14 protein-coding genes are annotated in these 13,149 nt (G+C 71.9%); 10 read left to right on the top strand and 4 right to left on the bottom strand.

Annotated features, from left to right (window positions below; all coding sequences use genetic code 11):
• Positions 1-21 precede the first annotated feature (21 nt).
• The 3 genes from AC3IX6_RS11460 (at position 22) to AC3IX6_RS11470 (ending at position 3,069) form a co-directional block, all read left to right on the top strand.
• A complete protein-coding gene (locus AC3IX6_RS11460) occupies positions 22-1,218 on the top strand; it encodes a globin domain-containing protein (RefSeq protein WP_489370034.1) in 1,197 nt (398 codons plus the stop codon).
• A 92-nt stretch (positions 1,219-1,310) separates the two neighbouring features.
• A complete protein-coding gene (locus AC3IX6_RS11465) occupies positions 1,311-1,901 on the top strand; it encodes an N-acetylmuramoyl-L-alanine amidase (protein WP_489370035.1) in 591 nt (196 codons plus the stop codon).
• Between the two features lie 253 nt (positions 1,902-2,154).
• On the top strand, positions 2,155-3,069 hold the full coding sequence (locus tag AC3IX6_RS11470; protein ID WP_489370036.1) for a 1-aminocyclopropane-1-carboxylate deaminase/D-cysteine desulfhydrase: 915 nt from the start codon (positions 2,155-2,157) through the stop codon (positions 3,067-3,069).
• Between the two features lie 17 nt (positions 3,070-3,086).
• Here AC3IX6_RS11470 and AC3IX6_RS11475 read toward each other — a convergent pair whose 3' ends face one another.
• Entirely contained in the window at positions 3,087-4,664 is a 1,578-nt protein-coding gene (locus AC3IX6_RS11475) for a Na+/H+ antiporter (protein WP_489370037.1), read from the bottom strand.
• 63 nt (positions 4,665-4,727) lie between these two features.
• On the opposite strand from AC3IX6_RS11475, the gene AC3IX6_RS11480 reads away from it, so the two are divergent.
• The 3 genes from AC3IX6_RS11480 to AC3IX6_RS11490 all read left to right on the top strand — a co-directional run bounded on the left by AC3IX6_RS11480 (position 4,728) and on the right by AC3IX6_RS11490 (position 6,708).
• Complete coding sequence (locus AC3IX6_RS11480; RefSeq protein WP_250750367.1) at positions 4,728-4,988, top strand: UBP-type zinc finger domain-containing protein; 261 nt, start codon at positions 4,728-4,730, stop codon at positions 4,986-4,988.
• Between the two features lie 236 nt (positions 4,989-5,224).
• Positions 5,225-5,638, top strand: a complete 414-nt coding sequence (locus tag AC3IX6_RS11485) for an ATP-binding protein (protein WP_214949331.1) — start codon at positions 5,225-5,227, stop codon at positions 5,636-5,638.
• On the top strand, positions 5,635-6,708 hold the full coding sequence (locus AC3IX6_RS11490) for an RNA polymerase sigma factor SigF (RefSeq protein WP_489370038.1): 1,074 nt from the start codon (positions 5,635-5,637) through the stop codon (positions 6,706-6,708). Before AC3IX6_RS11485 ends, AC3IX6_RS11490 begins: the two co-directional genes overlap by 4 nt.
• A gap of 17 nt (positions 6,709-6,725) precedes the next feature.
• Here the strand turns inward: AC3IX6_RS11490 and AC3IX6_RS11495 are convergent, their stop codons facing one another.
• The gene (locus AC3IX6_RS11495) at positions 6,726-7,160 is read right to left on the bottom strand and encodes a hypothetical protein (RefSeq protein WP_489370039.1); all 435 of its coding nucleotides are present in this window, start codon (positions 7,158-7,160) and stop codon (positions 6,726-6,728) included.
• Positions 7,161-7,245: 85 nt separating this feature from the next.
• Between AC3IX6_RS11495 and AC3IX6_RS11500 the strand changes: the two genes are divergently transcribed.
• Positions 7,246-8,211 (top strand): diacylglycerol/lipid kinase family protein, encoded by a 966-nt coding sequence (locus AC3IX6_RS11500; protein WP_250750363.1) that lies wholly within the window; start codon positions 7,246-7,248, stop codon positions 8,209-8,211.
• Between the two features lie 332 nt (positions 8,212-8,543).
• Positions 8,544-8,801: a WhiB family transcriptional regulator gene (locus AC3IX6_RS11505; protein WP_004937597.1), complete on the top strand. Its 258-nt coding sequence runs from the start codon at positions 8,544-8,546 to the stop codon at positions 8,799-8,801.
• 160 nt (positions 8,802-8,961) lie between these two features.
• Here AC3IX6_RS11505 and AC3IX6_RS11510 read toward each other — a convergent pair whose 3' ends face one another.
• Positions 8,962-10,431: a sensor histidine kinase gene (locus AC3IX6_RS11510; protein ID WP_250750383.1), complete on the bottom strand. Its 1,470-nt coding sequence runs from the start codon at positions 10,429-10,431 to the stop codon at positions 8,962-8,964.
• 392 nt (positions 10,432-10,823) lie between these two features.
• On the bottom strand, positions 10,824-11,315 hold the full coding sequence (locus AC3IX6_RS11515; RefSeq protein WP_489371413.1) for a TetR/AcrR family transcriptional regulator: 492 nt from the start codon (positions 11,313-11,315) through the stop codon (positions 10,824-10,826).
• Between the two features lie 27 nt (positions 11,316-11,342).
• On the opposite strand from AC3IX6_RS11515, the gene AC3IX6_RS11520 reads away from it, so the two are divergent.
• Together AC3IX6_RS11520 and nagB are read left to right on the top strand one after the other, a co-directional pair.
• Positions 11,343-12,083 (top strand): SDR family oxidoreductase, encoded by a 741-nt coding sequence (locus AC3IX6_RS11520; RefSeq protein ID WP_489371414.1) that lies wholly within the window; start codon positions 11,343-11,345, stop codon positions 12,081-12,083.
• A 159-nt stretch (positions 12,084-12,242) separates the two neighbouring features.
• Complete coding sequence (nagB, locus tag AC3IX6_RS11525) at positions 12,243-13,028, top strand: glucosamine-6-phosphate deaminase (protein ID WP_489370040.1); 786 nt, start codon at positions 12,243-12,245, stop codon at positions 13,026-13,028.
• Positions 13,029-13,149: the final 121 nt, after the last annotated feature.

Consider the following 13,149-nt stretch of genomic DNA (forward strand, 5'->3'; position numbering starts at 1 on the left):
CCCGACCCGAGGAGTCACCCGATGCTTTCCGAGAAGTCGACCGCGACCGTACGAGCCACCCTGCCCGCCGTGGGCGCGGCCATCGGCGACATCACGGAGCTCTTCTACGGAAAGCTCTTCGCGGCCCACCCCGAACTGATCCGCGACCTCTTCAACCGCGGCAACCAGAACGCCGGCCTCCAGAAGCAGGCCCTCGCCGGTTCCATCGCCGCCTTCGCGACCCACCTGGTCGAACACCCCGACGCCCGCCCCGACGTGATGCTGAACCGCATAGCCCACAAGCACGCCTCCCTCGGCGTCACCCGCGAGCAGTACCCGATCGTCCACAAGCACCTCTTCGAGGCGATCGTGGAGATCCTCGGCGAGGCCGTCACCCCCGAGGTCGCCGAGGCCTGGGACGAGGTCTACTGGCTCATGGCCAACGCCCTCATCACCATCGAGGAGCGCCTCTACGCCGAGCAGCAGGTCCTCGCCGGAGACGTCTGGCGCGACTGGACGGTGGCCGCCCGCGTCGAGGAGACCGCGGACTGCACCACCTTCCACCTGACCCCGGCCGACGGCTCCCCGGCGCCCGGCTTCACGCCGGGCCAGTACGTCTCCGTCCAGGTCGAACTCCCCGACGGCGCCCGCCAGATCCGCCAGTACAGCCTCTCCAGCGCCCCCGGGGCCCCGGTCCGCTCGATCACCGTCAAGCGGGTCCACGGCCCGGCCGCCGCCGGCCCCGACGGCGAGGTCTCCAACCACCTGCACGCCGAGGTCGCCACCGGCGACACCCTGCGCGTCTCGGCCCCGTACGGCGACCTGGTCCTCCAGGACTCCGCCGCGCCGGTGATCCTCGCCTCCGCCGGCATCGGCTGCACCCCGATGCTCTCGATGCTGGAACACCTTGCCGACACCGCGCACGCGGCCCCCGTCACCGTCCTGCACGCCGACCGCTCCCCCGCCGACCACGCCCTGCGCACCGACCACCGCGCCCTGACCCACAAGCTCCCCGACGCCACGGCGCACTTCTGGTACGAGGCCGACGCCGGGCCGGGCGACCGCGAGGGGCTCCTCGACCTCACCTCCGTCCCGGTCGCCCCCGGCACCAAGGCCTACCTCTGCGGCCCGCTCCCCTTCATGCGGGCGGCGCGCCAGCAGCTGATGGCCAAGGGCGTGGCGCCCTCGGACATCGCCTACGAGGTCTTCGGCCCCGACCTGTGGCTCGCCTCGGCGTGATCCGTGCGCCGGGTGCGCGCCCTTGCGACGGAATGACCGCCTCCACTAAACGTTGGGTAACCATTCGGCTACTCACAGCCAAGGAGGCGGTCATGTCCGCACCCCTGTCCGCGGACCGGATCCTGAGCGCCCTGCGGGCCGAGGGCCTGACGGTCGTCGAAGTCGGCGGCTGGCGCACCCGCAACCGGAACCACAAGGGCCCCTGGGGCCCGGTGCACGGGGTGATGCTCCACCACACCGTCACGCGCGGGACCCCGTACACCGTCCAGCTCTGCCGCGACGGCCACGCGGACCTCCCCGGCCCGCTCTGCCACGGCGTGATCACCAAGGACGGCCGGGTCCACCTGGTCGGCCACGGCCGCGCCAACCACGCCGGCGCGGGCGACTCCGAGGTCCTGGCGGCGGTGATCGCGGAGAAGCGCCTCCCGCCCGACCAGCACGCGAACACCGACGGCAACAGCCACTTCTACGGCTTCGAGTGCGAGAACCTCGGCGACGGCGAGGACCCCTGGCCGGCCGCCCAACTCGACGCGATGGCCCGCGCGTCGGCCGCCCTGTGCCGCGCCCACGGCTGGACCGCCCGCTCGGTGATCGGCCACCTGGAATGGCGCCCGGGCAAGATCGACCCGAGGGGCTTCACGATGGCTTCGATGCGCACCCGCGTCGAGGAGCGCCTGAAGTAGGCCCCGCTCCCGTCCCCGGCCGCCACCTCCTCCGCCTCCTCCGACCGGACGAGCGGTCCAGGCCGCCGGCCTACAGCAGGGAGACCGAGGCGTGGTGGACGCGGGGCGGTGACCGGGAACCCCTCTCCGAGGGCCTGGAGCCGCCCACCGCCGCCCACCGCTTCGCCGCACGGACCGGCTCCGGCGCCGCCGCCTTCACCCGGCGGCACTGACCCGCGGCGCCCCTGCCGCGGACGCGGCACACAATGGGCGGGTGGAACATCCAATCGACCCCGGCCCCGGCCCCGCTCCCGACCCCGAGCTGATCCTGCGACCCCGCCCGGCCTCGCCGCTGCGGGAGGTCCGTGACGAGCGGTTCGCCGCGCACGGGGTGCGGCTGCTGCTCAAGCGGGACGACCTGGTCCATCCGGAGCTGCCCGGCAACAAGTGGCGCAAGCTCGCGCCGAATCTGCGGGCCGCCGTCGCGGAGGGCCGCGGCGAACTCGTGACCTTCGGCGGGGCCTACTCCAACCACCTCCGGGCCACCGCCGCGGCCGGCCGGCTGCTGGGGCTGGCGACGGTCGGGATCGTACGGGGCGACGAGCTCGCGGGGCGGCCGCTGAACGACTCGCTGGCCCGGTGCTCCGCGGACGGCATGAGGCTGCACTTCGTGACCCGGTCGGCCTACCGGGACAAGGCCGGGCTGCCCGCGCTCGCGGGCGCCGAGGGGGCCTACGTGATCCCCGAGGGCGGCAGCAACGCGCTCGCGCTGCACGGCTGCGCCGAGCTGGGCCGCGAGCTGAGCGGGGCCTGCGACGTGGCCGCCGCGGCCTGCGGGACCGGCGGCACGCTGGCCGGGCTGGCGGCGGGACTCGGCGCGGGCCAGCGGGCGGTGGGGGTGCCGGTGGTCGGGGGCGGGTTCCTGGAGGCGGAGATACGTTCCCTCCAGACGGCCGCTTTCGGCAGCCCGGCGGGCGACTGGTCGCTGGCCGAGGGCTACGCCCACGGGGGCTACGCCCGGGTCCCCGCCGAGCTCGCGGAGTTCGCGGCGGACTTCGAGTCCCGCCACGGCCTGCCGGTGGAGCGGATCTACGTGGCGAAGCTCCTGTGGGCCCTGCTCTCCCTGACCCGCGCGGGCACCTTCCCCCGCGGCACCACCCTGGCGGCCGTCATCACGGGCCGCCCGTAGTCCCCTAGTCCCCGCCGCTACCCCGTTTCCTCCCGGTAGGCCGCCGCCTCCTCCAGGTCCAGGCGGCGCAGCAGGGCCCGGAGCATTTCGTCGTCGATGCGGCGGGCGTCGCGCAGGGAGACGAAGACCTCGCGTTCCGCTTCGATCATCTCCCCCGCCAGGCGGCGGTAGACGTCGTCCGCGGACTCGCCCGTCACCGCGTTGACCTCGCCCAGCCGCTCCCACACGGCGTTGCGCCGCCGCTCCAGCACCGTGCGCAGCCGGTCCGCCAGCGGGGTCGGGAGGGCGTTCGCGGGGGAGGCCAGGAGTTCCGTCAGGCGGTCCTCCGCAGCCCGCGAGGCCTCGCTCTGGGCCTGGGCCTCCGCCAGGGTCTCGGCGTGGGTGTCCTTGGGCGGCAGCCGCAGCAGCCGGATCAGCGGCGGCAGGGTCAGGCCCTGGACCACCAGCGTGCCGATCACCGTCGTGAAGGTCAGGAACAGGATCAGGTTCCGGTGCGGCACGCTCATCGGCACGGAGAAGGCGATCGCCAGCGAGACCACGCCCCGCATGCCCGCCCAGCCCACGATGACCGGAGCCTTCCAGGTCGTCTCCGGCTCGCGCCCGCGGATCCGCTGCGAGAGCCTCGGCAGGAACGTCGCCGGGAAGACCCACGCGAAGCGGGCCGCCACCACGACGAGGAACACCACCACCGCGTAGCCCGCCGCGGCCGTGCCCTCGTACTCCCCCAGACCCTTCAGCACGACCGGCAGCTGGAGCCCGATCAGCGCGAAGACCACCGATTCGAGGATGAAGGCGACCATCTTCCAGACCGCCTCCTCCTGGAGCCGGGTCGCGAAGTCGACCTGCCAGTTGCGGTGCCCGAGGTACAGCGCGACCACCACCACCGCGAGCACTCCCGACGCGTGCACCCGCTCGGCGGCCGCGTAGGCCACGAAGGGGATCAGCAGCGACAGGGTGTTCTGCAGGAGCGGTTCGCGCAGCTTCGTGCGCAGGACGTGGATCGGGACCATCAGCAGCAGGCCCATCGCGACCCCGCCCACCGAGGCCACCAGGAACTCCCGGATCCCGTCCGTCCAGCCGGCGCTCGCCCCGACCGCCGCCGCCAGCGCGACCTTGTACGCGGTGATCGCGGTGGCGTCGTTGACCAGGGACTCACCCTGGAGGATGGTCGTGATCCTGTTCGGCAGCCCGAGCTTGCGCGCGATGGCCGTCGCCGCGACCGCGTCGGGCGGGGCGATGACGGCCCCCAGCACCAGCGCCACCGGCAGCGAGAGCCCCGGCACCAGCAGGTACGCCGCGTACCCGACGGCGACGGTCGCGAAGAGCACGTACCCCACCGAGAGCAGCGCCACGGGCCGGATGTTCGCCCGCAGGTCCAGGTACGAGCTGTCCACCGCGGCCGTGTAGAGCAGCGGTGGGAGCAGCAGCGGCAGCACGATGTGCGGGTCCAGGTCGTACTCGGGCACGCCCGGCACGTAGGCCGCGGCCAGTCCGGCGGCGACCAGCAGCAGCGGCGCCGGCACCGGGGTGCGGCGGGCCAGGCCCGCGACGACCGCACAGCCGGCGACCAGCGCCACCAGCGGCAATACCTCCATCGAAGATCATCCTCGCTTGAGTCATGTCATCCCGGGCGCCCGTACCTCAGTACGCTGGCCATCATGAGCGAGTGCACCCACGTTCCCGAACTGCCGCGCCCCGAGCCGGTCCCGCTTGCCCAGACCTGTCCCGAATGTCTGGCGCTCGGCAGCCATCCCGTCCAGCTCCGGCTGTGCCTGGGGTGCGGGCACGTCGGCTGCTGCGACTCCTCCCCCCACCGGCACGCCACGGCGCACCACCGGGAGACCGGACATCCGGTGATGCGCAGCTTCGAACCGGGCGAGACCTGGCGATGGTGTTTTGTCGACGGTTCGATCGTCTGAAGTGGGGTAGGTCAACCCTCCGCCGGTTCCCCTGATTTGGACCCGCAGACCCCTAGCCACTGTGCGTCCCCATGGGCTTACCATCAGTCACTGGTCGCAGGTACGGCCTTTCGGCCGGCTATGTGCAGCTAAGTTCAAAGGGGTTCTGCACCCTCCGACAGGGGTGCCGCGACACGATCGCCCGGATCGCGATAGCGTCACCGGCGAACAGAGCTCGTACCACCTTGGAGGTGAGGGTGTCCCAGATCGCAGGCGAGCCCGGGACCCAGGACTTCGTGGAAGTCCGGCTGCCCGCTGCGGGTGCCTACCTGTCGGTGCTGCGGACGGCCACGGCCGGCCTCGCGGCACGTTTGGACTTCACCCTCGACGAGATCGAGGACCTCCGCATCGCGGTGGACGAGGCCTGCGCGATCCTGCTCCAGCAGGCCGTGCCCGGCTCCGTCCTCAGCTGCGTCTTCCGGTTGGTGGACGATTCGCTGGAGGTGACCGTCTCCGCCCCGACCACCGACGGCCGGGCCCCGGAGCGCGACACGTTCGCGTGGACGGTCCTCTCGGCTCTCGCCGGGAAGGTCGAGGCCACGGTCGAGGAGAACAAGACGGTGAGCATCAGCCTCTACAAACAGCGCGGCGCGGGACCAGGCCCGGCGTGAGCGGCGGGGAGGTCCCGGTGCGGGGCGGGGATCGGCCCCGGGTAGGACACGAGGTCGACGGCGGCATTCCGGAGCAGCAGCACGCCCGGCCGCACCCGGCTGACACGGATGCGGAAAACGGCTTTTTGGACTCGGCGGAGCGACGGGCGGGCCCTGTGAGCGAGAACCAGCACGACCAAACACTGCCGGTCCAGCCACCGGGGGCCGCTGCCACGGCCCCGCCGGCGGCCCCGGCCGCGGACACCACCCCGGCCGCGGACGCCACCGAAGCCCTCCGGGCTCCGGTGTTCACGGCGCCGGCACCCCTGCCGGATCCGCGCGACCGCAGCGGCGCGCGGGCCCTCTTCATCGAGCTCCGGGCGCTGCCCGACGGCTCGCCGGAGAAGGCGGAGCTGCGCAACCGGCTCGTACGGATGCACCTGCCGCTGGTCGAACACCTGGCCCGGCGCTTCCGCAACCGCGGCGAGCCGCTGGACGACCTGACCCAGGTCGCCACCATCGGCCTGATCAAGTCGGTGGACCGCTTCGACCCGGACCGCGGGGTCGAGTTCTCCACGTACGCCACGCCCACGGTGGTCGGCGAGATCAAGCGCCACTTCCGTGACAAGGGCTGGGCGGTACGGGTCCCCCGGCGCCTGCAGGAGCTGCGGCTCTCGCTGACCACGGCGACGGCGGAACTCTCCCAGCAGCACGGCCGCTCCCCCACGGTGCACGAACTGGCCGAACGGCTGGGGATCTCCGAGGAGGAGGTGCTGGAAGGCCTGGAATCGGCCAACGCCTACAGCACGCTCTCGCTGGACGTCCCGGACACCGACGACGAATCGCCGGCGGTCGCGGACACCCTGGGTTCGGAGGACGAGGCGCTGGAGGGCGTCGAGTACCGCGAGTCCCTCAAGCCGCTGCTCGAAGGACTGCCGCCGCGGGAGAAGCGGATCCTGCTGCTGCGCTTCTTCGGCAACATGACCCAGTCGCAGATCGCCCAGGAGGTCGGCATCTCCCAGATGCACGTCTCCCGGCTGCTGGCCCGCACCCTGGCCCAGCTCCGCGAGAAGCTCCTGGTCGAGGAGTAGGAGAGCCGCCCTACGGGCTATCGGGCCTGTTCCGCGGGCCCGATGCCCAGTGCTTCGGTGGCCTTCTGGTTCACCAGGAGGGCCGTGACGGCCACCGCGGCCAGGGCCAGCGCCACGGCGGCGGCCTTCATCGCCCCTTCGGCGGTCCACAGCATCCAGGCGACCGGCAGCGACATCAGCTGGGTGATCAGCGCCGGGCCGCGGCTCCAGCGACGGCCCAGGAGCAGCCCGCGCGCCGCGACCAGCGGCAGCGCGGCCAGGACGAGCAGGGTGACCCCGCCGGTCGCGGCCTGCAGGGAGTCGCCGCCGCCGGAGACGGCCGTGTAGAGGTCGGCGACGCCGGGCCCGGCCAGGGCCAGCCCCTCCAGCGCGGTCAGCGCGGCGGCCGCGGTCAGCCGGCGGGGCAGCGGGGAGCGGACGGCGGACGCGGTGGGGGTGGGCTTCGTACTCACCCCAGCAGCGTAGCCGCGCCCCTCCCGCACCCGGAGGGGACGGCCAGTATGGGCGGCGCCGGAAGGGGTCGGTAGGCTGACGCCCATGCGTGCACTCCTCGTGGCCAACCCAGCAGCGACGACCACCAGTGCGCGCACGCGTGACGTCCTGACCCATGCGCTCGCCAGCGAGATGAAGCTGGAGGCGGTCACCACCGAATACCGCGGCCACGCCCGGGACCTGGGCCGCAGGGCGGCCGAGACCGGCATGGACCTGGTGGTGGCCCTGGGCGGTGACGGCACCGTCAACGAAGTGGTCAACGGACTGCTGCACGAGGGACCCGATCCGGACCGGCTGCCCGGACTCGCAGTGGTCCCCGGCGGCTCCACCAATGTCTTCGCCCGCGCACTCGGCCTGCCCAACGACGCGGTCGAGGCGACCGGCGCCCTGCTGGACGCACTGCGCGAGCGGCGCGAACGAACGGTCGGCCTGGGGCTCGCCGCCGGTACCCCGGGCACGGAGGACGAGTCCGTTCCGGCGCGCTGGTTCACCTTCTGCGCGGGCTTCGGCTTCGACGCGGGCGTGGTGGGCCGCGTCGAACAGCAGCGGGAACGGGGCAAGCGTTCGACCCATGCCCTGTACGTGCGACAGCTGATGCGCCAGTTCTGGGAAGAGCCCAACCGCCGGCACGGCACGGTGACGCTGGAGCGGCCCGGCGCGGATCCGGTGACGGACCTGGTGCTGTCGATAGTGTGCAACACGTCACCCTGGACATACCTGGGCAACCGGCCGCTCTACGCCTCCCCGGAGGCGTCGTTCGATACTGCGCTTGACGTATTGGCACTGGACCGTTTGTCAACTCCGGCGGTCGCTCGCTATGCGACACAGCTCCTGACCTCGACTCCTGAGCGTGGTCCGCACGGAAAGCATGCGGTGTCTCTGCACGATCTGACGGACTTCACCTTGCATTCGAAGGTGCCGCTTCCGTTCCAGATGGACGGAGACCACCTCGGCCTGCGCACCAGCGTTCGGTTCACAGGCGTACGCCGTGCACTGCGTGTGATTGTGTGAGTGGAAGGGCCGAAAGTCCTTCCACTCGAACGTTTACACGCCGGTCCACCCCTAGGAAGTAGGGCTGTGACCTAGTAGACACCGACGAATCAAAAAAAACTTTCCGGAAGGGGTTGTATCCCCGTCCGAGGTTTGCGAATCTCTACATGGCGATCGGGACAGCCCGCAGAACCCGGCACCCACACAGACCGCCAGAACCCCTCCACGAATCTCCGGCAGCCCAGGGCGAGTTTTTCCCCAAACTGGGCGGTCTCCCTTCCCTCACGAAGGGATTCGTGAAAGCGTTCACATTCACAAGCAACCTGCCCGCAATACAAGGAGATGGAGCAGCCATGGACTGGCGTCACAACGCCGTTTGCCGCGAGGAAGACCCGGAACTCTTCTTCCCCATCGGCAACACCGGTCCTGCGCTGCTGCAGATCGAGGAAGCCAAGGCCGTCTGCCGCCGTTGCCCCGTCATGGAGCAGTGCCTGCAGTGGGCGCTCGAGTCCGGTCAGGACTCCGGTGTCTGGGGCGGTCTCAGCGAGGACGAGCGCCGCGCAATGAAGCGCCGCGCCGCTCGCAATCGGGCGCGCAACGCAACCGCCTGACATCGACTTTCGAGCCTCGAGCCGCAGCGCGTAGTACCCATATAAGCGCTCAGCAACGTGCTCTTGAACCCCGTACCGAAAACCATTCGGTACGGGGTTCAGTGCTGTCCGGGGCCCGAGAGCACCCCATGACGTCACCCTGAGTCACCGGCGCGGCGCGCTACTTCTGCGGGCTGGCCGGTATGTCGAGGACGACCTTGGTGCCGCGCGGCTCGGACGCGACCATGTCGAAGGTGCCGCCGAGCTCGCCCTCCACCAGGGTCCGCACGATCTGCAGCCCGAGGTTGCCGGCCCGCTGGGGGTCGAAGCCCTCGGGCAGACCGCAGCCGTCGTCGACCACCGAGATCAGCAGCCGGGCATCGTCGCGGCCGCTTCCCGAGCGGGCCGCGGACACCTCCACGGTGCCGCCCTCCCCCTGGGTGAAGGCGTGCTCAAGGGCGTTCTGGAGGATCTCCGTCAGCACCATCGACAGCGGGGTGGCGACCTCCGCGTCCAGGATTCCGAAGCGGCCGGTGCGCCGGCAGGCGACCTTGCCCGGGGAGATCTCGGAGACCATCGCGATCACGCGGTCGGCGATCTCGTCGAACTCGACCCGCTCATCCAGGTTCTGAGACAGCGTCTCGTGCACGATCGCGATCGAACCGACGCGGCGGACGGCTTCGTTCAGCGCCTCGCGGCCCTGCGGCGAATCCATGCGGCGAGCCTGTAGCCGCAAGAGCGCCGCCACGGTCTGGAGGTTGTTCTTGACCCGGTGGTGGATCTCCCGGATGGTCGCGTCCTTGGTGATCAATTCACGTTCGCGACGGCGCAGTTCCGTGACGTCGCGGCACAGGACGAGCGAGCCGATCCGGGTGCCCTTGGGCTTGAGCGGGATGGCCCTCAGCTGGATGACCCCGCCGCTGCCCTCGGCCTCGGTCTCGCGCGGGGCCCAGCCGCTGGCGAGCTTGACCAGGGCTTCGTCCACCGGGCCGCGGGAGGGCGCGAGTTCGGAGGTGATGGTGCCCAGGTGCTGGCCGACCAGGTCGGAGGCGAGGCCGAGCCGGTGGTAGGCGGAGAGTGCGTTCGGGGACGCGTACGTCACCACGCCCTCGGCGTCGAGCCGGATCAGGCCGTCCCCGACGCGGGGGGAGGCGTCCATGTCGACCTGCTGGCCGGGGAACGGGAAGGAGCCCGCCGCGATCATCTGGGCCAGGTCGGAGGCGGACTGGAGGTAGGTGAGCTCCAGCCGGCTGGGTGTACGCACAGTGAGCAGGTTGGTATTGCGTGCGATCACGCCGAGGACCCGGCCCTCGCGGCGCACGGGGATCGACTCGACGCGGACCGGCACCTCCTCGCGCCATTCCGGATCCCCCTCGCGCACGATGCGGCCCTCGTCGAGCGCGGCGTCGAGCAGCGGGCGGCGGCCGCGCGGGACCAGGTGGCCGACCATGTCGTCCTGGTACGAGGTGGGACCGGTGTTCGGGCGCATCTGCGCGACCGAGACGTACCGGCTGCCGTCGAGCGTGGGAACCCACAGCACGAGGTCGGCGAAGGAGAGGTCGGAGAGCAGCTGCCACTCCGAGACCAGCAGGTGGAGCCACTCCAGGTCGGTTTCACTGAGAGCGGTGTGCTGGCGTACGAGGTCGTTCATGGAGGGCACCCGGCGAGCGTACCCCGGGTACGGGCCATGACTTTCCTCAGCGCGATACTCCGGAGTATCCAGGAGACCCCGCTTCCGCGTAGGGTTGGAGGAAGTGACGGTAATCAGGGTTCCGTCATTGGATGGACAGAACAGATTGGTCTAGTCCACAATTGCATCACGCTTCCGTCCTCCCCGCACAGGAGGACGGATCGAGGTAAGCCGCGCGATCTGCCCTGACCGCGCGTCACCTCCCACCGGCCGTCGGGCACCGCACACCCGTCGACCGTAAGTACTCCGGGCTACGGTGCCGGGCGGGCTGAGGGTCCCGTTCGGCACCGTGGCCCAGAGGAATACGACGCGAGGAAGCGGCGCGCGGAATGCGCCCCCGAGCGATGTGCCCCCTACTGCGGCCAGGCCCGCATGGCAAGCTCCGCCACCGCCTCCAGCTCCGCCCGGTCCGCGCCGTCGCGCGACTGCTGGGACATCCCCTGCAGCACCGCCACGGCGTAGCGCGCCAGCGCCCACGTGTCCGTACCGGCCGACAGGATCCCCGTGGCGACATCGGCCCGGATGCGGCGCTCGAAGGCCACCAGATTGGCCTCCCGTCGCACGCGCAGCGCCTGCGCCACCTCGCCCGAGGTGGTGTCGACCGCCGCGCTGATCACCGTGCAGCCCGGCGGGTGGGCGGGGTCGGTGTAGACCTCCGCCGCCTCGTGCAGGACGCGCCCCAGCGCCGCGCGGGCGGTGGGCTCCTCGGCGAGGGCCACGGCCGCGAAGTCCCCGTAGCGGCCGCCGTAGACCACCACGACCTCATCGAAGAGCTTGCGCTTGTCGCCGAAGGCCGCGTAGAGGCTCGGGGCGCTGATCCCGAGCGAGGCGGTCAGGTCGGAGATCGACGTCGCCTCAAGGGGAAGACGGCACTGGTCACGGGCGGCAGCCGGGGCATCGGGCGGGCCATCGCGGAGCGCCTCGCCCGCGACGGGGCACTCGTCGCGGTGGCCTACGGACACAACGCGGCGGCCGCCAAGGAGACCGCGGGCGCCATCGAGGAGGCCGGGGGTCGCGCCTTCGCGGTCGGGGCGGATCTCGGCGTCCCGGGCGGCGCGGAGGCCCTCTGGGCGGCGTACGCGGCCCACCCGCTGGCCGCCGAGGGAGACGGCGGGGTCGACGTCCTGGTGAACAACGCGGGCGCCGCCACCTTCGCCGGCATCGGCTCCACGGACGAGGAGACGTCCGACCGGGTGCACGCGCTCAACGCGAAGGCGCCGTTCTTCGTGATCCGGCACGGCCTGGAGCGGCTGCGGGACGGCGGCCGGATCGTGAACGTGACCGGCACCCCGGACATCGCCCTGCCCGCGATCCTCGCCACGATCATGGCCAAGGGCGTCGTGAACGCGCTGACGGTCTCGCTGGCCGCCGAGCTCGCGCCGCGGACCATCACGGTGAACTCGGTGGGTCCCGGGGTCGTGGAGACCGACCTGAACGCCGCCTGGCTCGCGGACCCGGCGGCCCGCGCGCACGCCGCCTCCCGCTCGGTCTTCGACCGGCTCGGCACCCCGCAGGAGGTCGCGGACGTGGTCGCCTTCCTCGCCTCCCCGGACTCCCGCTGGGTCACGGGCCAGCACCTCGCCGCGACGGGCGGGCTCCGGCTCGCGCTGTAGCGGAGGCGCCTTCCGGGCGCTCCGGCCTCCCCGGCCCGGGAGGCCGGAGCGGCGGATCCGGCCCACCATGGAGTGTGCGCGAAGACCCGGCAACGGGGCCTCGCCTCTGCTAGATTGGTCTATACCACAATTGTCACACTCCAGATCGGCAGGCCCCGCGTGGAAGTTGTCATCGTCCCGGACGCCAAGGCAGGCGGCGAGCTCATCGCGGAGGCCATGGCCGCCCTGGTCCGCCGCAAGCCCGACGCCCTGCTCGGCGTGGCGACCGGCTCTACCCCGCTGCCCATCTACGAGGCCCTCGCCGCCAAGGTCAAGGCCGGACTGGTCGACGCCTCCAAGGCCCGCGTCTGCCAGCTCGACGAGTACGTCGGCCTGCCGGCCGGGCACCCGGAGTCCTACCGCGCCGTCGTCCTGCGCGAGGTCGTGGAGCCGCTGGGCCTGTCCGAGGCCGCCTTCATGGGCCCGGACGGCTCGGCCGAGGACATCGTCGGCGCCTGCGACGCCTACGACCGCGCCCTCGCGGCGGCCGGCGGCGTGGACCTCCAGATCCTCGGCATCGGCACGGACGGGCACATCGGCTTCAACGAGCCCTGCTCCTCGCTCGCCTCCCGCACCCGTATCAAGACGCTGACGGAGCAGACCCGCGTGGACAACGCGCGCTTCTTCGACAACGACATAGAGCAGGTGCCCCACCACGTCATCACGCAGGGCATCGGCACCATCCTCGACGCCCGCCACCTGGTCCTGCTGGCCACCGGCGAGGGCAAGGCGGAGGCCGTCGCGCAGACCGTCGAGGGCCCGCTGTCCGCCCTCGTGCCGGCCTCCGCGCTCCAGCTGCACCGCCACGCCACGGTGATCGTGGACGAGGCCGCCGCGTCCAAGCTGAAGCTCGCGGACTACTTCCGCCACGCGTACGCCAACAAGCCCGCCTGGCAGGGCCTGTAAGCCCGTGGGCGCGTAGCCCCGTAGGCACGGCGAAGGCCGGGTCCTCCCCCCCGGGGGAAGGCCCGGCCTTCGCCGTGTCCGCCGCACCCGGCGGGCCGGACGCGGCAGGCCGGACGCGGCG

The organism is Streptomyces sp. GL_141 (assembly GCF_057834385.1).

Coding starts and splice junctions, on each gene's coding strand:
- AC3IX6_RS11480 (WP_250750367.1), top strand. CDS start 4,728: ATGAGCGAGTGCACCCACGTTCCCGAACTGCCGCGCCCCGAGCCGGTC.
- AC3IX6_RS11510 (WP_250750383.1), bottom strand. CDS start 10,431: ATGAACGACCTCGTACGCCAGCACACCGCTCTCAGTGAAACCGACCTG.
- AC3IX6_RS11465 (WP_489370035.1), top strand. CDS start 1,311: ATGTCCGCACCCCTGTCCGCGGACCGGATCCTGAGCGCCCTGCGGGCC.
- AC3IX6_RS11460 (WP_489370034.1), top strand. CDS start 22: ATGCTTTCCGAGAAGTCGACCGCGACCGTACGAGCCACCCTGCCCGCC.
- AC3IX6_RS11475 (WP_489370037.1), bottom strand. CDS start 4,664: ATGGAGGTATTGCCGCTGGTGGCGCTGGTCGCCGGCTGTGCGGTCGTC.
- AC3IX6_RS11500 (WP_250750363.1), top strand. CDS start 7,246: ATGCGTGCACTCCTCGTGGCCAACCCAGCAGCGACGACCACCAGTGCG.
- AC3IX6_RS11505 (WP_004937597.1), top strand. CDS start 8,544: ATGGACTGGCGTCACAACGCCGTTTGCCGCGAGGAAGACCCGGAACTC.